The organism is Bradyrhizobium sp. 154 (assembly GCF_023073875.1).
Classification (GTDB): domain Bacteria; phylum Pseudomonadota; class Alphaproteobacteria; order Rhizobiales; family Xanthobacteraceae; genus Bradyrhizobium.
In genome coordinates, this window is the sequence record NZ_JADPKG010000116.1 from 61,367 (window position 1) to 83,377 (window position 22,011).

Genomic DNA, 22,011 nt, shown 5'->3' on the forward strand with positions numbered 1-22,011 from the left:
AATAGTTGCAAGCGTGGGCAGTATGGATCCGACGGCAACATCAAATAATGCGATTGAATGCGCTTCTTTTTGCGATGTATTGCGTGAGAACTGGCAGCACTATCCTCGTGGCTCGCAATGCGTTCCGTATCTTTATTCGGTCCAGCGCACCGCGGTGACTGACGTGGCCACGTTTTTGCCCGCCCGGAGGTGGCGACATGCTCCGCGCAGGCCAGAGAGCGCGTGACGCCCACAGCCCAGTGCGCTGATCACCCATGAAAACCCAGCGTGACGCCGCGCTGCTAGGCCCACAGGTCAACTCAGAATCGCGCGACACGACCTCGCAGCCCCGGACGCGGATCGTCGCCAAGAACCCCACTTCCTTCCAGGCGGTTTCCGGGATCGCCACGACGTTGCTGCCGCGGAAGGTGAACCGGGGCTGCAAGGCCGGCGAGAAGCAATACCATCCGGGCAACTTCTTCTCAGTTGGTGCCATCGGCCTGCGCATCGAGGAGTCGCCAAATACGTCCAGATGCTGGTCACAGCAGCAACTCATTCGGCGCGGCGTGCCCGGCATCTGGGTCTAACGCCGGCTCTTTCATATAAGCTCACGCGGCGAGTTCGTTATCTTTTGCGAAACTTGAAACAACAGAACGGTTATAGCCAGTGGGTTGATGGCCCACCGAATGGCTGCTTTAGCGCATGAAAGCTCGTGCGCTTTTGGCCTGGATTGTCCGGTGGATCCGCGTGGTCTCGGTATTCCGGAGGAGCAATTGGCTTACGATGCGGACATTGACCGCTAATACATGGGCGCTGTTGAGAGGCAAGAAGCGAATCCAACAATCGATCTGCTCGATCGGATCGCTAAATCGCTTGGCGTCCATTTATCTGAGTTCTTTATCCAACCGCCCAAAGGAGCAACGTCCCATAAGACATTGCGCAAAGGTCGCAAGCCGGCCCGTCCACGTCACAAGAAGAAATAGCGCTCTGCTCGCGTGAGTTCGCTAAAACATTGTAATTTGCTGGACGGGAATTTCGAAAGCTGCGGAAGCGCAAAGGCTTCACGCAGGAGGAGCGGTGCAGTGCCCGGCCTTCTTTAGGGGCCCATGCTCGGCCAGAACGCCGCTCGAGAGCCAAGCGCTTTCATCGCACCGTGAGTTCCCAAATAATCCGGACGTGCCCCTCTGGAATCGAGGGGCGGAAAATATGCATATTCCTGACACGCAGCTTACTCCTATTAATCAAATTCAGGACGCGCCCGACATCTCCCTGATCAGAGAAGAGCACATACATCACGCCCTTGTCATTTAGGCGGCGCCGCGCACCTTTGAGAGCCGAGGCCATGACATTGTGATCTTCATCGAAGCAAGAGCGCTCCAGGTCGTCTTTCGCTTTACGATTCCAATAGGGGGCGGCAAAGAGAATGATGTCAAATTTTTCTCCGGAATGCAGCCCAGAATAGGTGTCGCTATAGCGCGCCTCGGCTTTGTCCGAGTAACCTAACCTCTCGATGTTTATCTTCGTCGTGAGGACGGCTTGCGGATTTATGTCGAGTGCCACTAGACAGCCTGCGCCGGCACGGAGCGCTGCAAGCCCTAGTACGCCTGATCCGCATCCCAGATCGAGTACTGTCGCGCCAGGTTCGATGTGCCACTTCGACATCAATGCGTCGGGACCGTGACTTAGGCGTGGTGACAAAACACCAGGCAGGACGTGCAGGGGCAGACCGCTTACTTCCACGTCATGCGGGCGCTCGCATAATCGCAGTTCGGCTAGCATCGCATCTACGTCAGTCGTTTGGCGCCTTACAGAGACGCCTAGCGGGGCATTCATCTAACTCTCCATCTTGTGGTGAAAACAACATCGCGAGACGCCGGCGGCCAGCAGGCCGGTCTGGCGAACTGCTTCAGCGTCCGGCAAGCGGTGAGCTGGGAAGCCGGATAGCCGGCCTCATATCGCTCTCCATCAACCGACTGCCAACGATAGCGCGGCTGTTCCCGCGCCTGCTCTCTCGGAAATGGGCACACGGCTTTAGAGAACATCTGTCTACACGTCTGAATGCACAGCTTCACTCGGTGTTGCTGCCCCTCAATAGCAACGGCCGTGCCAGGAACGCTAAGCGCAGCAAGCGCCTATGATTAGGCTCTGCGGCATGCTGGCATTCGCTCGCCGAGCACCGTGATCTGCCTGTATCAGGCGGTAGCCGTGCCGAGGACCATACATGAAATCCTCCTCTTGCCGCACCATGCGCCAGTGCGAGCTAGAGGAATCGCTCGCAACTTTTCGGCCGAACGTCGCGTTTGCAGACACGCTGGCGATCTACTGACATTTGTCACGTTTGGTTTCCGACAGAAGCACGAACTGCGCTCACCTGATCAATTTTCGGGTTACCGACCGCCCGGCGCCTGCGGCTCTGGGCATTGACCCGATTCTCCCTTTATGCCTGTCCTCAGCGCCGACTGCTACGTTGTGGCAAAATGTCCGGTGCTGATGCGGTAGTCGCCGCCAATCGCGGCATCCTTGTGCGATGACTAGCCCGTGTCGCGCCAGCGCCATTTCGCGGCGCCCATCACCAGGGACGCTGGACGGTGTTGAGCGATAATGCCGTGTCTCAGTTTGAAATTGAGGGATCAGCCCTTTTCCCAGGCCGCTGCTGCCGCTCTGGCGATCCCAGACCGCTCTTGAGCGGAAAGATGCTTTTCCCGGACCTTCGGCCCTTCTTACCGCCCTTATCATGGCTGGCCGATCGCAACCGGCGATCCTGATGAGCCCACTGGCAAGTCCCAACGATACCGCGGCTGCTCCCGCGCCTATTCTCTCGGAAATGGACCCACGGCGTTAGAGAGCGTCTGTCTGACACGTCTGAATGCACAGCCTCACTCGGTGTTGCTGCCTCTCAATAGCAACGGCCGTGCCAGGAACACTAAGCGCAGCAAGCCTATCGTTAGGCTCTGCGGCATGCCGGCACTGGCTCGCCGAGCACCGTGATATGCCTGTATCAGGCGGTAGCCGTGCCGAGGACCCTACATAAAATCGTCCTCCTGCCGCACCATTCGCAGCTCGAAGCACCCTCCCGGCGCAACGTAGGCGACATCCGGCAGACAGCGACCCGCTGTCATATCTCGCTCATTCTTAGCGGGAAAGGTGCCGTTGGACCGGGGATCGCTCACTTCTGTGTCTTCGTCCACAGCATGCCATGGCACCATACATGCTCAACGCCTCCCCACTGGCAGGCCGTTGCGACATTCGGGAAGAAACCGCGTCCATGGTTGTTCGCACTCGTGTTGCAAAGCAGTGGAATACCCGTAAGTTTCTCATATTCGACGAGAAGCTTGGCGACTTTGTGCTGGGACGATCTGGGAATGGTTTGCAATCGCGCAGTTCCGTCCAGATGTACAACGGCGGGGACTTTGTCCCGCCATTCTGCTCGTGTCTGATGATCAAAGAGCATGTAAGGGTCCGGCGTTCCAGGGCTGAAAATCTCCGGGGCACGATCCTCCAAGCATATCGGAGCGACCGGCCGGAAGTGTTCGCGAAGTTTGATATCGTTGAGATGATCCTTCATTCGCGCCGTCGTCGCGGCTGCGAGAATGCTTCTACTACCCAGTGCCCGAGGCCCAAGCTCGGCGCGGTCGGCAAAGAAAATCACCGGCTTGTTGCTGGCGAGAATGGTCGCGAGTTCACTCATGCTACACCGCGCGGCGTCCCATTCGGTCGGCACATCGCTCGGCTGCAGGGCTGGACCGCTATAGACTGACCATTGTAGCGGCACGAAGCCTTTGTCGGCCGCCACTGCCGAGCAAGCGGCGCCGATTGCCGATCCGCTGTCATTCGGAAAGGGCGGCACCCAGACAGCATCGAACAGGCCGCTGGCGCGTAGCGCACTGTTCCATTTTATGTTGAGAGCGCAGCCGCCTGTTATACACAAGTTGCGCGCCGGAAAACGTGAGTGGCGCTGCAAAGCACGCGCCATTTCGCGAACGAGCAGACGCTCATGGAAACAATGAAACGATGCAAGCACATCTTCGGGAGCCTTGGACTTCAACCGCTGCGCGCTCGCATCGACGTAATCATGCACAGCTTCAAGCGCAGACTCCGGACTGTCAGGACGGGCGAGCTCTGCATTGGTCCCAAAGTGCTCCTCGTAAAGCTCCTGAAAGACCGTGACGATGTTTTCATCAACAGAGCCTAGTGCGATATAGGCCATCAACTTGCCGGCAACACCGAGGTCCCAATTGGTGCGCGTCGCCTGCTTATACGGTCCGAAGTGATAACCTGCGGCCGCATAGGCGTGCCCAATCATTGGGAACAGGCATTCGATGAACTGGGCGCCGCGGAGTTCTACATAATAAAGACGTGGAAAGGTGCCGCCGTCCCACACCAGACAGAACGCGGGTTGTCCTGCTTTCGCAAAGGGACTCGTGCAGTATGCGGCGGCCACATGGCCCGTGACGTGTGGATAGCTCCTGTAAGGAAAGGATTTGCCGCCCAGTAGCAGGCCAGTGCCGTCGCGCGACGTTAGCAGGCCATCGGCATGACTTTCAATATACGGCGCACCTTTGAGAGTAATTGGCGTAGCCCCACTGAGGACCTGGAACTCCGACTCCCCCTCTCCCCACCAGCCGTCGAGGACGAACTGATCAACATCCGACGCATCCAGCCCCTGCTCCGCTAAGGCGACGACAACTGCATCGAGATTGTCAATGCTTTGATATCGCGGATTGTTGTCCCGCTTCTCCTGCTCGACACAAAAAGCAAGTCGTCCGTCCTCGATAAGAGCGATTGATCCGTCATGGGTCAGCTTGATACCGCAGATGCGCATAGTGCCTCCATGTTAGCCCCAGACAATTCGATTAATTTGAAGACCGTCTTCGCTGCCGAAAGCAGCGAGCAAGCAGACGCACTCGAACGATCAACGCTTCGTCAGCGCTTCCCGGACCATCTCTGCATCAGCGGCATGACGCCAAGCGTTCGAGCGGTATCACACGCAGATCCGAGTACCAGATGCCCGCCTGGCGTGAGCGTGCGCATCTAGGTTGCGGATGCGCATTTCAGCCAGGTCATGACCTAAGACGAGACTTCCAAGACCATCAGGTCGCCCCGTCCCGATCGAGATCGGATTTCGGATCACTACTTATATTTCGCCCTCATTCTCAGTGGCCAACGTCATCTCGATGGCTGGTTGCAACTAAGGCGCCTCCCATTCTGCGTTCTCGCCCGTAGCCACAGCATGATTTGGGCCAGTGCAAACCAGAGGAATCTGGTCGCAATTTCTCGGCCGAATGTCTCGTGTGCAGACACCCTGGCAATTTACTTACATTCGGCACGTGTGGTTTCGGACAGAAGCAGGGACTACGATTACCGATTCACTTTTCGAGCTTCCGAAAAATGCGGAAGCGTGCGGCCCCGAGGCCTTGAGCGGCCTTGGCAAGGCCCGCCCCTCAGCGCCGCCCCCTGCGTTGTGGCATAATGTCCTCCCCAATCATCATTGGCGCGCGTCCTCGGATTGCGAAATCAACCACGTGAGGGGAATCGCCGTACCCGTCAAGCGATGCGACTAGAAACTCCCGGAGCGCCTTACGCACCTCCGGATCCAGGTCCTTCGAAGGCGGAACGGCAGCTCGATCCAATCCGTCTTCAACCCCATAGGTTGCAGCAGCCTGCCCCGGGTGGAGGTGACGTAAATCGTGGTATGGATTTATCGCTCCTTCACTTGTTTTCATGCGATCGACAACGCATGTACGATCATCGTAAGGGCGTCGCCGGTTACCTCCGACCATGCCATTCGCCAGTGGTGCGGAACGACGAAGCTTCGAGGCTAATAGAAACAACGCATGCGATACTCGTGGCTTCGCCCTTGGGTAGGACAACTAGAGCCCAGGATTCGACACGCGATCCGGCGGCGGCAGATCATGAACCGAGAATTCAAACGTGCATTGCCGTGAACCCACTCCGATCGCGGCGACGAAGGGAGTCATAAGGTTGAGTGAGAGCCCACCTCTTTTCCTACCGCTTCTTTGCGGAACACTCGCAACGGTCAGCTGGAGCATCGGCAACGTTCTGTCAAAGGCCGCGCTCTGCTGCATCGAACCGCTCTCGCTTCTGACAGCGCAGTTGGCTGTGAGTGCCGCAAGCCTGACCGTACTATCGATCTTCTCAGGTGCGCCGCCTCGCTTGAGCGATTGGCGTGCTGGCCTTGCCGGCATCCTGCAGCCGGCGCTTGCGTCTGGTCTGTCGATCTTCGGACTATCGATGCTGCCGGCGTCGATAGAGGCGATGCTGTTCGCAGTTGAACTGCCGATGGTCATACTTCTTGCGTGGTTGATCCTTGGCGAGATCCCTAACCGTGCTATCGTCTTTCTCTCTTTGTTGGCTTTTGCCGGGGTCGGCTTTTTGCAATGGACCTCTGAATCTGCGCCTTCCGCAACGCCGGGACTGGGGGTCGCTCTCGTACTCGCCGGCGTACTATTCGCCTCACTCTACAGCATAGCGGTCCGTGTGATGTCGCAAAACGTGGATGCGTTGCGCCTTACGACAACGAGCCAGATCGTCGCGTTTGCAGTGGTCGTATTTGCGTGGATTTGCGTTCGCCCATTGCCGACGCTCTCTGTGGTCATCGGCGATATTGTTCCGGTGGCCGGATCCGGATTGCTGCTCTTTTCGATCCCCTTCCTCCTCTACGGGATCGCGCTGCAGCGAATGAGCGCGACAGCCGCCGCTCTGTTGCTACCGCTCGTTCCCGTGCTTACATCCATTTTCGCATCTATCTTCCTTCGGGAAACTCTGACCGCAACACAGTGGCTGGGGGCCGTCGCGGTTCTTGTCTCGGCCATGGGAATGCCCCTGGCCTTGCGCTCCCAACCCCATGGCTCGGAAATATCACCCCACTCTCCCGTCGGGAGAAAGCCTTGAAGAAGGAGCTGGGCAACGCGCGCGCTGTCAACTCCGGAACGGGCGGTCGAACGTGAGTTATTGCGAGCGCAGTCAATTGCGGCTCCTCGACGAGCCAGCCCTCAATCCTAGTAATGTGCGGGTCGAGCTTGGACGGCCATGCGAACCCTGGTCTTATAAGGCCGACGGCAGCCTCGGTGCGTGGCACGCGCCTCGCCGGACGTCACCGTGCTGCGGACGGCTTCTTGGCGAACGTCGCTGCGGTTGCCGGCGCGGAGCTCGTGCAAGCGGGTTGCAGGCCGCGCACCTGTCCGGCACGACGATCGACGCAACTGCCAAGTTCCTCGTGGTTTGTGCGAAACTCGGCCATGAGCCCGACCGGATAGAGCGAGCGATACTGATCCACGTAGGCGCCGCTTTACAGCCGCGGTCACCTTGGCACGCGCCAGTGCGCGCTGATAGGGCGTCAACGGAGCATGATAGCGCTTGATTACTTTAGAGCATTTTCCTACCTGACGGAATCGGAAGTGATTCGCTTGCGGCAAATCGTGATTCACTCTGGGGGCTGGTGATGGAGGCCAGCCCCATCGCTAAGCCGCTCTCGCCGGACCTTCGCTTTCGCATAATTCGGCTGTGGGCAGTCACTGATCGTCCGGATCGGAGCTTTCCGTCGGATGGTCGAATAGAATCCGGCACGGCGCCGCCGCCTACCGCCGCTCGCCGCGACCCCTACGTCGAGGAGCAGGCGGTCGATGGTTGCAGGGGTGATGGCGAAAACACGATCGCGATCTGCCAGGCCAGGCTTCAATCGCCCATGTTGCTCAAGGGCCGGCAGCAAGACCGGAATCATCACGTTGAGCCGCTTGCCGCATACCCGGTCCAACGCCTCCCACGCCGTCATCGCGTCCTTGATCGTCGCGCCACATCTACGTCTGCGCTCTCGCGGTGCCTTGACCTGTCAGGCCCAACCCCCTCGTGTTGCCGGCGTGCGGGCCTGCGAGGGCCTCACCACCCTCCTCGATCAACGCACGCAGCTTCGCGCGCAGCATACGGTACCTCGATCTTGAAATAGCCGACGAGCGGCACCTCTCGTGCAAGACGAACAAGAATCGGCACCGTCAGCGTCACGCCGCTGAGCGGTGCGTCCTGGACCATGATCGCAATAGGGGCTGCGTCTAATCAAATCTTCTCAGCCTCGATGAGTCCATCAAGAACGTTCAATGATTCGAACAGATAGTAGGATCCGAAGATCGTCTCTGCATTGTTGGCCGAGTCCTGAGCGCGTGCATCGCGACGTTTATTGAAACAGCCGCCGACCAACATTCCGGGCGGGCGGGGATCGTCCGGATTTGTTGGCGTCAGATAGGTCTCGATCAGGGCCTTTGCCGTCCGTTCGCCTGCCTCACGATATCTGACGCGCAGTGCCGCCGTCGGCGCGAGCCGCGCCAGCTTTAGCAGCGCCGAGCACGTGATTGCAGTTGCCGCCGTGTCCGTCTCCGTCTTGGGAATGTCAGGATCATCAAAGTCCCAGAACGCGACCATGCTCGCTGGCACGTGCGAAAGCCACCAGTCCGCTCCCGCCATCAACTGCTCCATCCAGCGCGTCTCATGAGGATGGTGAGCAAGCGCGATCGCCGCATAGACGAGCCCCCAAGCTTGCGCCCTGCCCCAGACACTCGTGTCGCTGAATCCCTTGTGGGTGAAATGGCGGACTATCTTGCCGGTGGACGGATTTAGCTCACTCGACTGAACGATTGAGCCATCGGAGCGCATATGAATGTCGAGCACGCGCGTGGTATGGCGCGCCGCAATGCCAGCGTATGAGGAATCGCCTGTCCTTGCGGCGGCCCAATACAGAAGCGGGACCGCCTGCAGAGAGTCGATGCTGCTGAACGAATTGCCAACATCTTCTGATTCCTCCGCATCGCGGCCTAGCGGGATGAGGCCAAGCCGGCAATCGAATTGCGTCTTGAGCGAGGTGGCGGCATCCAGTGCCAGGAGAGCCGCGTCCTTGTCTTTACACAGGACGTCGCCAAGAGCGACCCCATAGTAGAACCCAAAGCCCTTGAACGCGGTTTGCAGCTGCGCGCGCGGCTTCAAGCGGCTACTCCAGAACCGAGCTGCATCGAGGTATTTCGCCTCGCCAGATCGCCGCGCGAGCAGCCACAACATACCCGGCCATGCGCCACCGGTCCAATCGCCGTCCGGCGTGGTCGTCCATTTACCGGTCGAGCTGTCTGCCCAATGCGGAAACTCTATTTTCATCGCGGCAAGCGTCTGATCGACTCGTGCTTGCATCAGGTCTATTGCGTGTGCCCAGCGCGACTTGCTCATATCCGATACTCCTTTGCCACTTGCCGAAATCCCAGGGCATCGTTCCCGGTGCTAACCTTCCAATGTCCGACCGATTTCGCTTCGGCCGAGCCGATGGCTTAAGCGGGTCAGGAGCACGCAGCTGCCTTCTCCAGCTATCGCTCCTGATCACGAGCAAACGACCAACGGCTATCCGCCTCAGCCCGATCGTCACGCGCATGACCAGTGTGTACATGCGAGCATGCCTGCCGTGATGCGCGTTGGGAGCGTCATCAAGCGGCGCGCGAGGACGTAAAGGCGCCGACCGCCCCCTTGCTGGAAAGGTCTTCAAGTTGGTGGTCGTCGTAGCCGAGCTCTTTGAGGATTTCCTCGGTCTGAGCCCCAAGTTTCTGAGGCGGCAGTCGGACTTCGGGCAGCTTGCCATCATAGCGCACGGGATGGCTGACGATCGTGATCGGCGCGCCCGTCGCCCCGCGGACGACCTGGAAGTTCTTGTTGTGCACGACCTGCGGATCGGTCACGACATCTGCATAGTCATTGACCGCGGCGTGCCAAATTCCGTGGGCCTCGAACAATGCGATGCATTCGGCCGTCGTGCGCTTTGCGACATTTGCGGCGATCGCAGCGGATGCCTCGTCGCGTCGGCGATACGCCTCCTTGTCTGGAACGCGCTGATCGGCCGGAACATCGAGCGCCTCCGACACTGTGCTGAGAGATCCAAGAGAAATCGCCATATGACCGTCACGCGTCGGATAAATGCCGTAAGGCGCCCCGTAGTACCAACCGGAGATCGGTCCCGGCTGACGGACATCGTCAGGCCGCTCGCCGTTGAGGTAACAAGTAAAGGATTCCATCTGCAGATCGAGTGCAGCAGACAACAGGCTGACATCAACCCGGCACCCCTGTCCGGTGCGCGTTTTCCTCACAAGCGCGGCCAGAATGCCAGCCGCAAACAACGCAGCACCATGGTGATCGACCGCTGAAACACCTACGGCCCTTGGACCCTGCTCGCGGCTTCCAGTAATCGTGGCCAGCCCCGATATTGCCTGCACCAGTAGATCCTGACCGGGACGGTAGACGTAGGGCCCATCGGGACCGTAGCCTGAGGCCGCAGCATAGATAATTTGCGGATTGATCTTCTTGGCGTCCTCGTAGCCGAGGCCAAGCTTGTCGAGAACGCCGGGGCGGAAGTTTTCAGTCATGACATCCGAGGTCGCGATCAACTTCCTGGCAATCTCAATGGCTTCAGGTTTCTTCAGGTCGAGCGTGAGACTTCGCTTATTGCGGTTCCCGGTGAGCAGCAGCATGGACTGCCCATCGACCCGCTTGTCTGCTCCGCCCCATTTCCTCTGAAAGGCGCCATCTGGTGGCTCGACGGCAATGACGTCCGCCCCGAGATCGGCGAGAAACTGCGCAGCCACGGGGCCCATCAGGAAGTGATTGAAGCTCAGGACGCGAACGCCCTTCAAAAGATCGACCATGGTCTCGCTTTCAGTTTTCTTGGATCAGAGGTGTTCTATTTGGCTCGACCTCTGAAATCGATTTCAGAAATAAGCATCATGATCTGCAGAGTCAAGCAAAATGGGCGGCCTGCCAACTCAGCGCCTGCCCATGTACCAGAGTTCCACTGGATAAGACGGATCGGGCGTATACAGAGCTTGAGAACGCTGGCTGTCCAATGTTCTAACGTGGATCGGACTCATGCCATTGACTGAGCGACCAGACCGGATGGATAAAAAACCAACAATCGAGCCCAAAGGACGCCAGCAACCGCGCGTGAAGATCGAAGATGTCGCGCGAAAGGCCAATGTGTCCCCTGCGACCGTGTCGCGCGTCCTCAATCATCCCGAAATCGTGAGACCGGAGCTGCGGGACAAGGTGATGCGGCACATCACCGACCTGTCCTACACGCGAGACAGCGCGGCGAGAGCCTTGAAGTCGGGACGCATGCGCACCATTGGAGTCATCGTTCCGACGCTGGCGCTCGGCATCTTTGCCGAAGGAGTTGAGGCGCTGCAGAACCGCCTCAGCGAAAGCGGCTATACGCTCTTCATCGCGAATTCCCAATATGATCAGCGCCGCGAACTTCAGGAACTGCAGAGCCTCATCGAGCGCGGCATCGATGGAATTGTACTGGTCGGAGGCTCCCATGGACGTGAACTGAGGGCTCTGATTGAACAAGCCGGTGTGCCTGTGATCACGACCTATGTTTCGAAGGCAGCTGGCGGCATTCCCGCGATCGGAATCGATAACGAAAGAGCCACGCGCGAGATGACCGAGTATCTGTTGCGGCTTGGACACGTCCGTTTCGGCGCGATCGCCAATGTTGTTGCTGCGTCCAACGACCGGTCCCGCGCGAGGCTCGAGGGCATTCAGCGCGCTCTTTCGGACGCCGGCCTCCCGCTCAGGCCCACCCAGATCATTAAGGCCGACTATTCGCTTGCCCAGGGTCGCAGCGCTCTTCGTCAGCTCCTCACCGACCACCCCGACACGACGGCGGTGATCTGCACCACCGACACCCTTGCCATCGGTGCAATGGCAGAGGCCCGCAAAATTGGGGTCGCCGTGCCGGCTACGCTTTCCATCACAGGATTTGACGATGTGGAGCTGGCGGCGCAGATGGACCCGCCGCTCACAACAGTCAGTGTTCCGGCAGCTGAAATTGGCCGAGGAGCCGCCGATTATCTCATCAATGCGATCGCTGGAAGCCCACTTCCCAGGAGTGTCCTGTTGCCCTATCGACTGGTCATGCGGTCATCGACCGGGCCGCCGAGATCTAGCGAACGCCCACCGCGTCGCAGGCGCAGCCCGGGCTGAAGCTGCCGCGGCCGACGCGCTGTCACTGAATCGATTTCTCCTGCCTTCTGCATTCTTCCAAGGCTCTGGCGGCTGCCACGCTGCGCGAACATATGACTGGTGGCGGCACAAAGTGGACGTGGCCGAAACATGCCGCGGCCGTGCTGCCCGCGAAGCGCTGGAGCGAGAGAAAGGAGAGCAGCTCACACGACGTTTTCCCCTTCTCAGTGCTCGCGCTCGGTGTGAACGGAGTGGACAGGCGCATGGTGGTGAATGGCGCCAAGTTCGTGCAGCTTATGATGCAGACGATGATGTGCAAGCTCCAAGGCAGCTCGCAGCCGTGAGTGCCGCGCTTCGTCAGTCCTGGGAGCGAGCGTATCCATATAGGCGATCGATCCCTCGATTTGTGCAAGAATCGACACCGCGTCCGCAGTGGCAAAGACCGGTTTGTCGCCCACTTTGACATACACCGCACTGGTGTGGGCCGCGATGTCGGCCTCGCGCCCCGCCACACTGCCTCGAACGCGTATTGCGATCCAACAGGACTCGGTGATGCGCAACGCGAGCTGGCCGTTGCACGACAACTCGCTACATCGAACTTCATCGATGACGATGCCATTGCGGATCACCTCCACCCGTGTTGGCGCGACGCTGACCGATTCGATCCGCCAGTCGATTGTGATGGTGCCACCCGAAGGAGGAAGCGCGATCGCGCTCCCGGGGCGACGTCCTTCCACTGTCACCTCAACGAGCGGCCCGACTGTGATGAACGTGTCTCCGCTGCGTACGGCATCCATCCAGTTGCGATACGTGAAATCGCGCGCACCTAGCTGCACATAAGTCCGCGAGCCTCCGAGGAGCGCGGCAGCGTCCATCTTGTCGGAGCCGGCGACCAGTGGCAGATGGTAACCGATGTTGAGGTAACGGTACCAGTCAGCCAGACCAAATGCGCTGATCTGCGCAGTCCGCGGGTTGAACGACATCATTTCAATGGCATCGACCAGGCCGAGCACGATGTCCGCCGCCCGCTCGGCTTGCGGGTTGGGAGCATGCGGCATCACGACAAGGCCCCCTTGCTGGCGGCAGCGCTCCGCCCAATCGGCCATGGTCGCTTCCAGAGGATCGCCGATCGCAGCCTCGTTGGGTCCGCCGCAAGACAGGGGGTTGATAATCTCGCCTTCGTAGCCGAGAAGCGATATGTGTCCTAGGACTTGCATACGGTTCTCTGTGCCGACGCGAACAAGGAACTCTCCGTCCCCGCCGAAGTGCTTTGCCCCGAGCGTCGTGCGCCCGTCGAAATCGGCCACGTTGGTGAATAACTCGCCCCATTGTGCCGCGAGCAGGTTGACGACGTTGACCCCCTCCGCCTTGCCCTCTAGCAGGGCTGTGTGCGGGCTCAGGAAATGGACGTGAGTATCGGAGCTGACCCAGCCCTGTTCGCGCCAGCGTAGCAACCTGTCCAGCTCGAAGGTGAGTTCCTCCGTGGTCGCGGTGACTTGGACGATACGGCGTAGGGGCCGCACCTCGAAGCCCCTGCTGATCTCCACGAACACGGGCCCGATCGGCAAGTCCGCCTCGCAGCTGCCATCCACATAGGCGTACTGGTTCAGCCCGTTCGTAAACTCCCCGGCGAAGTCTTCGAATCTTCCGGTATTGACCTTGCGGTGGTGCCCCTTGGGCGGCAGATACTCCCCATCCGCGCCATGCACATGCAGGCGCGCGGCGACACGCACGCCGTTGCCCTTCTCTATGATGCGGATTTTGACGGGCCTTGTTGCCGGCGCGATGGGCTCCGCCTCCAGCGAGGTGTCTCCTGCGTTCCCGGCAGCTTCCAGCGACCGAAGATCGGCAATGTGCAAGCGGCCGTCGTCGGAGCGTAGGTACAGCCTTGCGTCGGGATGGGCGGAGTACTCGACGATGACCTCGTCCTCGGAACGCACCGGCTGCACGTCGTGCTTGTCACCGAGCCAGTCCGATCTCGCGTAGTCAAGCACCGCGCGGGCGGAGATCACCGTGCCGAGATCCATGCCGATCTGTTCGCCCCGATGATCGACGTCGAGCTCGCCAAGCTTATTCAGATGCACTCCGGGCGGTAGCCGCATCTTCAGCTTGCGACGAGCCTGGAGGCGCAGGGGATGCTGGGTGAGCCTTGTCGTGGTCACCGCAAAGACAAGAGAAAGTTCTTGCTCCGCTCGCAAGCTTAGCGCGGTGAGCTCCTTCTCCGGATATGGATTTTGGAGCGCATAAAGCCACAAGTTCTCCCCTTGTCGATCCATGCGCCCCGATTCGGTGCGGGTCTCGCCCTGGAAGAAGCTCGCGCCCGCCGTTCTGCCGAGTGCGCAGTTTTCGCCGGTGCTTGCGTGCACGATGGGCCCCCGTAATGGCAGCGCCGCGAACGGGCTCGCGCTCCAGGAGATATGGTTCTGCTGGACCGCGAACCGCCGTAGCACCGGCACGTCGGCCTCGGTGCTGTCGACGTATCGAAGCACGTATGTCGACACCCGATCGCCGAGCGAATTGCCTTCCACAGGCAGCGTTGCCGGCCCGATCTCCCCGAAGCCTTGAGGGCTTACGGGTGGGCGGTCCGCGACCACTTGCACAAAGAGCACGTAGCTGGCCAATGTGGGCGGCAGCGCGATCACCACAGGAAGCCCCCCGGGACGCAAGGCCAGCACATCCGCTCCGGCGTTGGCGCCGAATAGAAACGGGATGCCTCGATACGTCTGCGGTCCTCGAAGCGAATCGATCCAGCCGGTGTCGCCTGGGCGGCTGCCGAACCCCTCATCGAGTTCCAGGCGACCGGCGTTGAAATATCGCTGCAAGTCGACGGGCGCGAAGTGCGGCGACGATGGCGTTTTCATTCGATGGACTCCAGTTCATGGACGTCGTCGCCCATAAGCGGCCCTGGATGCGATGAGGACTGCTCACGTGTCCCGCTGCTGGCGAAGGCGCTTGTCCCAATCCCATGCTCTTGCCCAGCATCAAGAGATACTCGTGCGTCGACATGCTTTGCGTCTGATAAGGAAGGCTTTGCCTCTGCTGGGTGGCGCAAGCGGCAGGCAGAAGGCGTTCAGTCACCGATGTAGACGCGGCCACGCCTTTTGGCGAAGTGGTAGACCACCACGCTTAAGAGCGCTATCAACGATCCGTAGACAGGAAACATCCAGGCCATGTGCTCGCGTTGCAACCACACAAGAAGATACGGTGAGGTCCCGCCAAACAATGAGACGCCGAGCGCGTAACCGAGCGCTACGCCCGTGGTGCGCACGGCACGCGGCATCAGGGTGGTAGCGATGAAGTTATAGAGCGCCATGTTGAACCCCACGATGGCTCCGCCGAACACCGTGACAAGGAAGAACGTGGAGATGCCCTTCTCCGAATAAAGCAGCGTCAGGAAAAAGCATGGGATGAGCAGTAGGCGCAGCAGCGTGAACGCACGCGAGGGCCGCACCTTGTCAGCGAAGGCGCCAACAAGCGGGGCGGCCAACATCCAGATCAAGACCATCAGCGTCATAATTCCGTATACAGAGGTGCTATTCTCCTTGAACACTGTGTTCGCCATATTGGGCAGACCGGTGTTCCAGGCATAGTTGGCGATCTGCACCGATCCGATCACCAGGATGACCGCAAGCAGGGATAGCCGCACGCTCCAGAGCGTCTTCCACACACCGCCGGTGGTTTCCTGAATTCGCGACGACTCATCTTGGCGATGCATAACCCGATGGATCAAGGTCTCCGGTACCGACGTGCGCAGATAAATGATCAGTAGGCCCAGCACCCCGCCGACCGCAAAGGGTACGCGCCAGGCCCACTCGCGCATCGCTTCGGGGGCAACCGATGCGCTCACCAGAAACGCAACAAGGCTGGATCCAAGGTTGCCTAGCTGGATGAAAGTGCCACCGATCAGCCCCAGATAACGCCCCTCCTTTCCGGGCGGCGCCAGTTCAATTGCGATTGCATTGGCGACACCCGCCTCGGCTCCGGTAGCAAGCCCCTGAATAAGGCGCATGATAAGCAGCGCCACAGCCGCCGTGACGCCGATGTCCCGGTACGTCGGCAATAGAGAGATCAGCAGCGAGCAAACCGCCATCGCCGTCACCGAGATCATCATTACTCGCTTGTGGCTAATGCGATCTGCGACTGGGCCAAGCAAGGCCGCTCCCAGTGGCCGCGCGCAGAAGCCCGCCCCGTACACGGCTAGCCCCGCAAGCAGCGAGGTCGTGGGATCATCGGAAGGAAAGAAGTGCGGCGAGAGAAACGCCGCCATCACGCCGTAGACGTTCCAGTCGTACCACTCCAGCGCTACGCCCCCTCCGAGGCCGACGGTCATCCGTCTGTTCGCAATCTGATTATCAAGCTGAACAGATACGGCACTGGGTTGAGCAATAATGTTCATGTGTCCTCGAGCTCAGTCAATGGCGTTAATGATGCCGCGGTCAAGCAAGGACGAGCAGCCGCTCGCTGGCTCTACTGCGCGGAGTGCGGCGCTATCTAAGATAAACGCGACTTGAGCGGGCCGGCTCATAGCGGTGAAGGCGCAGGCGCCAAGGGGTACGCGGCATGCCGCCGATAAGGCCGTCTTGGTTCGCCATTTCGCAAGTCGTGCGGCCGCACGACCGGCTCTCGCATGGCCTTAGTCACACAAGAGATCGCGAGCGGCGATTCCGATCTGTGCAGCCGCCCAAGAGCAGACGCCACCGAACGCGCTGCGTACAAAACGCGCGCGAGCCCGTGTCCCATTCCCATGGTTTCCATCCCTCCTGTTGCCAAAGCGCACTCGTGAAGAAGCTGTTGTTCTTGTTGGACGGCGCCGCGCTACTACGCCGTCATCTCGCTAAGAAAATCGCAGTTCTGAAATCGATTTCATAAACGTAGGCGCTCTGGATTCCGGAGTCAAGCGCGGAAAATGCTGCCGCTAAACGTTCTCTCAGTCTGACCAGCAAATTTCTTTCTTGAGCAGCCAGAAACAGCTCGAAGCCTGGTCAGTCGGATTGACTATAATGAAGCATGTTTTGCGTAGAAAACGATTTCAGTATACTGGCTGCCTTTCTGACTTCTTTCAGGAGACACCCTCAATGACCGGCAAGCCCGATCTCATCCTCTCGACCTCTCCCAGGGCCCATGTGCGCGTTGTGACGCTGAACAGGACGTCGAAACGAAACGCCTTAAGCAACGACCTGATCGCACAGCTTGGCGCGAGCTTGCGGCAGGCTGCGCTCAATGAGGATGTTCGTTGCGTCGTCCTTTGCGGGCACGAAGCCTTCTTCTCTGCCGGAGCCGATATTAAGGAGATGCAGCAGCGCGGGTTTGAGGCAATCGACAATCCCGCGCGACGTTCTGCGTGGCGGGACATCGCCAATTTTCCAAAGCCTCTTATCGCCGCGGTTGAGGGAATTTGCTTCGGTGGTGGTCACGAATTGGCCTTGCTCGCCGACATCGCCATAGCAGGCGAAGGAGCGCGGTTTGCACAGCCTGAAATCAACATCGGGATTTTGCCAGGCGACGGCGCAACCCAGCGTCTGACGCGCGTGGCAGGCAAATCTCTGGCCATGCTGATGATACTGACTGGCCAATCCATTTCTGCCCGTGCGGCGATGCAGGCCGGCCTTGTCGCTGAAGTCGTCGAAAGCGGCCAGGCACAGGCGCGAGCGCTCGAGATCGCCGAACTGATCGCCCAAAAGCCGCCGCGTTCGACTGAGCTCGCCAAGGTGGCCGTTCTCGCCGCCTTTCAGACCACCCTGGACGCCGGGCTCGAATTCGAGCGCCAGGCAATTCGATGCGCATTCAACACTGCTGACCAGCAGGAAGGAATGCACGCGTTCTTCGAGAAGCGATCGCCAAACTATCGTGGAAATTAGCCGTCGCGATCCCCAGCCTTCGCTGCTGCCGGCGCTCCACATGTGCCGGTACTGGCCCACGATGCACCCGATTAAGCACTCCTTCGGATCGACCGGGCCAACGCTGCGATCTAGAATTCTGTCGTGCCCACCCTTCGAGCACCAATGTACATTGAACTTGCAGTGGCGCCTGTCAGGGACCATCTCGGCCGGTGCGCCCGGGCCTTCCTGCGCAAAGGTCAAAGCCCCTCTCGGTCGAAGTGGACCAAAGGTGTGGATTGACTAGGCTAGGTTCTGCGATCGACAGAAAGTCGCTTGATCCCGCTGTGGACTCTTAGGTTGGCTGGGGAACCTGGACCCTACGCGAATGGGCCTGAAACACTGGAAATACTGCAAAAATAAGCTATATCAACCTCTGCGTCGGGGGCAACCCGTTGGCGGCACCGTTAGGGGCAGAGGGCAGTGAACGTCAGTCTGAGATCGGAGAAAGGTGGCGGTGATCGGCGCTACCTGAGCCAGCCCCGGGCGAAGGGACGACTTGGTACGCCGTCGCTGAGGTCCCCAGGACGCTACGCCAGACCATTGGCAAGAAGCGGCTTCTGAAGTCCCTGGAAACCACCGACCTACGGGTGGCCCGCATTGCCTGCTGGAATGCCGTTGCGGATTTGAAGTCCCAGATTGCCCAACACCGGACACCCGGCCCCGGGGATCAGGACCCGCTACTCTTGGAGGCCATGGCTCTCCGAGAAGAGTTCGTCCGAGCAGATGCCGCGCGGCGCAATGACCTCATGTATCAGATAACGGACCGGGCCGAAGAGATCGACTTAGCAGCCGGCGGCGCCCGGGATGAATACCACCCTTTCGAAGAGCCCCGGGCAGCTACCAAGCAGGCCACCGCGTTCGTTCAATTGGCGTCCGCCAAGGTCACCCCGGCTGACCTCTACGTTGAACGGTGGCTTGCGGCCTCGACCTATAGCGAGCGCACCAAAGCGGACGCCCGCACGGCGCTAGCGCAGTTCAAGGACTGGTGCACGAATCCACCCAAGGTTTCTTCATCGAGACGACGACCGATCGAGTTGCTGCCGATTTCCGCGATGAGGACTTTCGTTAAGGCAGGTGTGCACTTCAAGACGGCCAACAAGAAACTATCCGCCCTACGGCAATACTGGACTTGGCTGGAGAGGAGCTTCGGCGTGAAGTCAAATCCGTGGATGCGCAAGTCGCTCCCCAAGGCCAAGGCACACAGGATCGCTCCGGACGGTCCGATGGGCCCGGAGCGCCCGTTCACGGATGATGAGGTCTGCATCCTTCTTGCGGGCCCGGCAGACGCCGACATGGCCAGTACTATGAGAATTTCGGCCCTTTCGGGGATGCGCCTCGATGAGATCGGACAGCTCCGCGTCGGCGATTGTCGCGACAACACCTTCAGCATACGTCGCAGCAAATCTGCGGCGGGTGTTCGCACCATTCCGATTCACTCAGCGTTGCGGCCGATGATTGCCCAGCTCGTCGGTAAGCGCGACGCTGCTGCCTATCTGTTCCAGAACTTCCAGGACACCGGCTGGGACGGCAACCGCACGATGGCGCTTTCCAAGCGGTTTACCTACTACCGTAAGAAACTTGGCGTACATGACAAGCGACCGGGCGCCCGGCGGTCCAAAGTTAACTTCCACAGCTTCAGGCGATGGTTCGCGACGAAGGCTGAAGATGCGGGCCATCGAGAGAACGTCGTGGCTGACATCATGGGGCATGAAAGCGAGGTGGGCATTACCTTCGGTCTTTATTCGAACGCACAACTAAAACGACTGAAGAAGGCGTGCATCGAATCGGTTAAGCTTCCAGCGCGGCTAGATCGCTAAGCTTGAAAGGGTGCCTGCTTCCGATTCGCGCGAACAATGCCTTTTCAAGGGCCCTGACCGTTGCCTACTTGCGCGTCGCGCTTGGAAGAGACCACCTGAATCGACAATTATCTCGCTCCCTTGATTTCAGCGCTTGTACTCGCTGAAGTTGTAGCTAGACTTCTCCAATTGCACCGTCCAGCATTGGGCGCTCTACCGGGAGCTTTGCTGCTTTGCAGAATGCTATGATTGTCAGCGGTGGGTTGTATCATGAAGTGTGCGAGTACCCGTCTTGGAACGCGGTGTACGGTTCAGGCGGACGAGCTGCCGCGGTGCTTGCCAAGCTGTCGGACTTCGTCGAGCTGCACACATATTCTGCGCAATCCACCGAGATAACCACCCAACTATACGGGCATGAGAAAGTTAGGCTTCACCTCGTACCATCTACCACTCAAATAGCTTTTGCTTATCTCCACCCCCTTTCGAAACCATCTATAGCCCCTACATTCTTGCCGCAGCACTCGCCTATCCAAGTCCGAGGCGATGCCGTAGTCAGGTTTGGATTTCTGGAAGGCGAAGCGATCGTTACCGCAAGTCACGCCGTCTACGATCCACAAACTTCCAACGCTCCGAAAATGTTCAGTGCGAACGGCTCTGTCGCTGACAAGTTGGCGATCGTACTAAATGAGAACGAGCTTCGTGCACTCGGAAACAGCGCCGATATTATCCAAGCTGCGAAGAATGTATTCGAAGCGGAGCATGCCGAGTTCATCGCTGCTAAGCGCGGAGTGAATGGTTGCGCGGTGTTTTACCGAGACGGCCGAATCGATCACGTACCCGCGTATAGATCGAACTCAGTATTCAAAATCGGCACGGGAGATGTATTCACCGCAACCGCTGCGTTTTACTGGGCACGAGAAGGCATGTCGCCAACCGACGCGGCCGATCTTGCATCACGCGCCGTCGCTCGTTACGCCCAGTCCAAGCTCCTCCCTGATCGATCCCCCCACAGCATAGACCTCAGCCCTGTTACGCCGAATCGCTTGGGCAGAGTGGTCATTCTAGGCAGCCCAGACGCCCTCCAGGATCGCTGGCTGATAGAAGAGGCCCGATGGTGCATCCGCGAACTGGGGCTGACGGCGATCTGCCCAGATTTGGGAGACGAGTTCCCGATCGACGACTTCGCACCTACTGCAGCCCTAGTCCTCGCCCGGGACACCGACTTCGAACAAACGTGCTCTTTTGCGTTGGTCTCAGAGCGGTCGATGCCCACACTAGTTTTTTCCCATCGCGCTTTGACTGTCGATTGTTCGGCAGAGCAGGTCCATGAGTTTGCCTCTGCTATCTATCGCGTGTGCTGGCTTGCAACGGAAGCGACGCCTAACAGTCGTCCATGAGGGGGGCGTCTTGTGACGGATTCAGCGTCATAGGACACCAGAGAAGAGGTGAGACATTATGCACGACGTGTGCATCATCTATTCACGCAACGAGGAGCATTTACTGCCTGCTCTAGAAAAAGTGTGTTTCGGCATGGAATAAGGACCCCGTTTTCGGGGTGATCGGCATCCAATCGGGACCCCGGGATAAGGGTCCACAGTGGCTTCCATCGAGTCATGGAAGCCGAGGTTGGGATGCTGGTGGTGGAGACGATTGGTAAGATCCGTCGCGCCTACTTTGTTGATGGTCGTCCGATCAAGGCGATCTGCCGAGAACTTGGCGTATCGCGGAAGGTGGTTCGCAAGGTCATTCGTTCTCAAGCGACGGAGTTCCGGTACGAGCGCGAGACGCAGCCGCTCCCGAAGATGGGTGCCTGGAGTGCCGAGCTTGACCGGTTGCTGGCAGGGAATGAGAGCAAGGCGGCGCGGGAACGGCTGACGCTGATCCGGCTATTCGAGGAGCTTCGCGGCCTGGGTTATGCCGGCGGCTATGATGCGGTTCGTCGATACGCACGACGGTGGAGCAAGGAACGCGGCACCTCGACAGCGTCGGCCTATGTGCCGTTGAGCTTTGCACCAGGCGAAGCCTACCAGTTCGACTGGAGCCACGAGATCGTCCTGCTGAGCGGCACCACGGTGATGGTGAAGGCTGCTCATGTCCGGCTCTGTCACAGCCGCATGCTGTTCGTGCGGGCCTATCCGCGGGAGACGCAGGAGATGGTGTTCGACGCCCACGACCGGGCATTCGCCCTGTTCAAAGGCACCTGCACCCGCGGCATCTACGACAACATGAAGACCGCGGTGGAGACGATCTTTGTCGGTAAAGGCCGTCTCTACAATCGCCGCTTCCTGCAGATGTGCAGCCACTATCTGGTCGATCCGGTCGCCTGTACGCCAGCGTCGGGCTGGGAGAAGGGGCAG

The 22,011-nt window shown here is 59.4% G+C and carries 13 protein-coding genes and 3 pseudogenes; 9 read left to right on the forward strand and 7 right to left on the reverse strand.

What is annotated here, in order from left to right; all coding sequences use genetic code 11:
- The first annotated feature begins 254 nt into the window (after positions 1 to 254).
- Together IVA92_RS30970 and IVA92_RS36170 are read left to right on the forward strand one after the other, a co-directional pair.
- Positions 255 to 566, forward strand: coding sequence for a hypothetical protein (locus IVA92_RS30970; RefSeq protein WP_247276115.1), 312 nt, complete (start codon positions 255 to 257; stop codon positions 564 to 566).
- 115 nt (positions 567 to 681) lie between these two features.
- Positions 682 to 962 (forward strand): annotated as a pseudogene (locus tag IVA92_RS36170) (helix-turn-helix transcriptional regulator).
- Between the two features lie 160 nt (positions 963 to 1,122).
- On the opposite strand, the gene IVA92_RS30975 reads toward IVA92_RS36170, so the two are convergent.
- Together IVA92_RS30975 and nodU are read right to left on the reverse strand one after the other, a co-directional pair.
- On the reverse strand, positions 1,123 to 1,812 hold the full coding sequence (locus tag IVA92_RS30975; protein ID WP_247276116.1) for a methyltransferase: 690 nt from the start codon (positions 1,810 to 1,812) through the stop codon (positions 1,123 to 1,125).
- Between the two features lie 1,333 nt (positions 1,813 to 3,145).
- Positions 3,146 to 4,801: a nodulation protein NodU gene (gene nodU / locus IVA92_RS30980; RefSeq protein WP_247276117.1), complete on the reverse strand. Its 1,656-nt coding sequence runs from the start codon at positions 4,799 to 4,801 to the stop codon at positions 3,146 to 3,148.
- Positions 4,802 to 5,961: 1,160 nt separating this feature from the next.
- On the opposite strand from nodU, the gene IVA92_RS30985 reads away from it, so the two are divergent.
- Entirely contained in the window at positions 5,962 to 6,891 is a 930-nt protein-coding gene (locus IVA92_RS30985; protein ID WP_247276118.1) for a DMT family transporter, read from the forward strand.
- A 968-nt stretch (positions 6,892 to 7,859) separates the two neighbouring features.
- Here the strand turns inward: IVA92_RS30985 and IVA92_RS30990 are convergent.
- The 3 genes and pseudogenes from IVA92_RS30990 to IVA92_RS31000 form a co-directional block, all read right to left on the reverse strand.
- A pseudogene (locus tag IVA92_RS30990) lies at positions 7,860 to 8,046 on the reverse strand (dihydrodipicolinate synthase family protein); the annotation flags it as partial.
- Between the two features lie 3 nt (positions 8,047 to 8,049).
- Entirely contained in the window at positions 8,050 to 9,204 is a 1,155-nt protein-coding gene (locus IVA92_RS30995; protein ID WP_247276119.1) for a glycoside hydrolase family 88 protein, read from the reverse strand.
- A gap of 251 nt (positions 9,205 to 9,455) precedes the next feature.
- Complete coding sequence (locus IVA92_RS31000) at positions 9,456 to 10,664, reverse strand: CoA transferase (RefSeq protein WP_247276120.1); 1,209 nt, start codon at positions 10,662 to 10,664, stop codon at positions 9,456 to 9,458.
- 220 nt (positions 10,665 to 10,884) lie between these two features.
- Here IVA92_RS31000 and IVA92_RS31005 point away from each other — a divergent pair, with 220 nt between their 5' ends.
- The gene (locus IVA92_RS31005; protein WP_247276121.1) at positions 10,885 to 12,000 is read left to right on the forward strand and encodes a LacI family DNA-binding transcriptional regulator; all 1,116 of its coding nucleotides are present in this window, start codon (positions 10,885 to 10,887) and stop codon (positions 11,998 to 12,000) included.
- Between the two features lie 203 nt (positions 12,001 to 12,203).
- On the opposite strand, the gene IVA92_RS31010 is transcribed toward IVA92_RS31005, so the two are convergent.
- The gene (locus IVA92_RS31010) at positions 12,204 to 14,840 is read right to left on the reverse strand and encodes a CehA/McbA family metallohydrolase (RefSeq protein ID WP_247276122.1); all 2,637 of its coding nucleotides are present in this window, start codon (positions 14,838 to 14,840) and stop codon (positions 12,204 to 12,206) included.
- 209 nt (positions 14,841 to 15,049) lie between these two features.
- Positions 15,050 to 16,375, reverse strand: coding sequence for an MFS transporter (locus tag IVA92_RS31015; protein WP_247276123.1), 1,326 nt, complete (start codon positions 16,373 to 16,375; stop codon positions 15,050 to 15,052).
- 679 nt (positions 16,376 to 17,054) lie between these two features.
- On the opposite strand from IVA92_RS31015, the gene IVA92_RS31020 reads away from it, so the two are divergent.
- From IVA92_RS31020 to istA, 5 genes and pseudogenes are all read left to right on the forward strand, one after another.
- Positions 17,055 to 17,837 (forward strand): enoyl-CoA hydratase-related protein, encoded by a 783-nt coding sequence (locus IVA92_RS31020; RefSeq protein WP_247276124.1) that lies wholly within the window; start codon positions 17,055 to 17,057, stop codon positions 17,835 to 17,837.
- A 560-nt stretch (positions 17,838 to 18,397) separates the two neighbouring features.
- A pseudogene (locus tag IVA92_RS36175) lies at positions 18,398 to 18,451 on the forward strand (hypothetical protein); the annotation flags it as partial.
- Positions 18,452 to 18,550: 99 nt separating this feature from the next.
- Positions 18,551 to 19,675 carry a tyrosine-type recombinase/integrase gene (locus IVA92_RS31025; protein ID WP_247276125.1) on the forward strand — a complete coding sequence of 375 codons (1,125 nt, stop codon included), beginning with the start codon at positions 18,551 to 18,553 and terminating at the stop codon, positions 19,673 to 19,675.
- A gap of 311 nt (positions 19,676 to 19,986) precedes the next feature.
- Positions 19,987 to 21,051 (forward strand): carbohydrate kinase family protein, encoded by a 1,065-nt coding sequence (locus IVA92_RS31030; protein ID WP_247276126.1) that lies wholly within the window; start codon positions 19,987 to 19,989, stop codon positions 21,049 to 21,051.
- Between the two features lie 234 nt (positions 21,052 to 21,285).
- Positions 21,286 to 22,011 (forward strand): IS21 family transposase (gene istA, locus IVA92_RS31035; protein WP_247534598.1); only part of this gene is annotated, 726 nt, incomplete at its 3' end.

Coding starts and splice junctions, on each gene's coding strand:
- IVA92_RS30970 (WP_247276115.1), top strand. CDS start 255: ATGAAAACCCAGCGTGACGCCGCGCTGCTAGGCCCACAGGTCAACTCA.
- IVA92_RS30975 (WP_247276116.1), bottom strand. CDS start 1,812: ATGAATGCCCCGCTAGGCGTCTCTGTAAGGCGCCAAACGACTGACGTA.
- nodU (WP_247276117.1), bottom strand. CDS start 4,801: ATGCGCATCTGCGGTATCAAGCTGACCCATGACGGATCAATCGCTCTT.
- IVA92_RS30995 (WP_247276119.1), bottom strand. CDS start 9,204: ATGAGCAAGTCGCGCTGGGCACACGCAATAGACCTGATGCAAGCACGA.
- IVA92_RS31000 (WP_247276120.1), bottom strand. CDS start 10,664: ATGGTCGATCTTTTGAAGGGCGTTCGCGTCCTGAGCTTCAATCACTTC.
- IVA92_RS31005 (WP_247276121.1), top strand. CDS start 10,885: ATGCCATTGACTGAGCGACCAGACCGGATGGATAAAAAACCAACAATC.
- IVA92_RS31010 (WP_247276122.1), bottom strand. CDS start 14,840: ATGAAAACGCCATCGTCGCCGCACTTCGCGCCCGTCGACTTGCAGCGA.
- IVA92_RS31015 (WP_247276123.1), bottom strand. CDS start 16,375: ATGAACATTATTGCTCAACCCAGTGCCGTATCTGTTCAGCTTGATAAT.
- IVA92_RS31020 (WP_247276124.1), top strand. CDS start 17,055: ATGACCGGCAAGCCCGATCTCATCCTCTCGACCTCTCCCAGGGCCCAT.
- IVA92_RS31025 (WP_247276125.1), top strand. CDS start 18,551: ATGGCTCTCCGAGAAGAGTTCGTCCGAGCAGATGCCGCGCGGCGCAAT.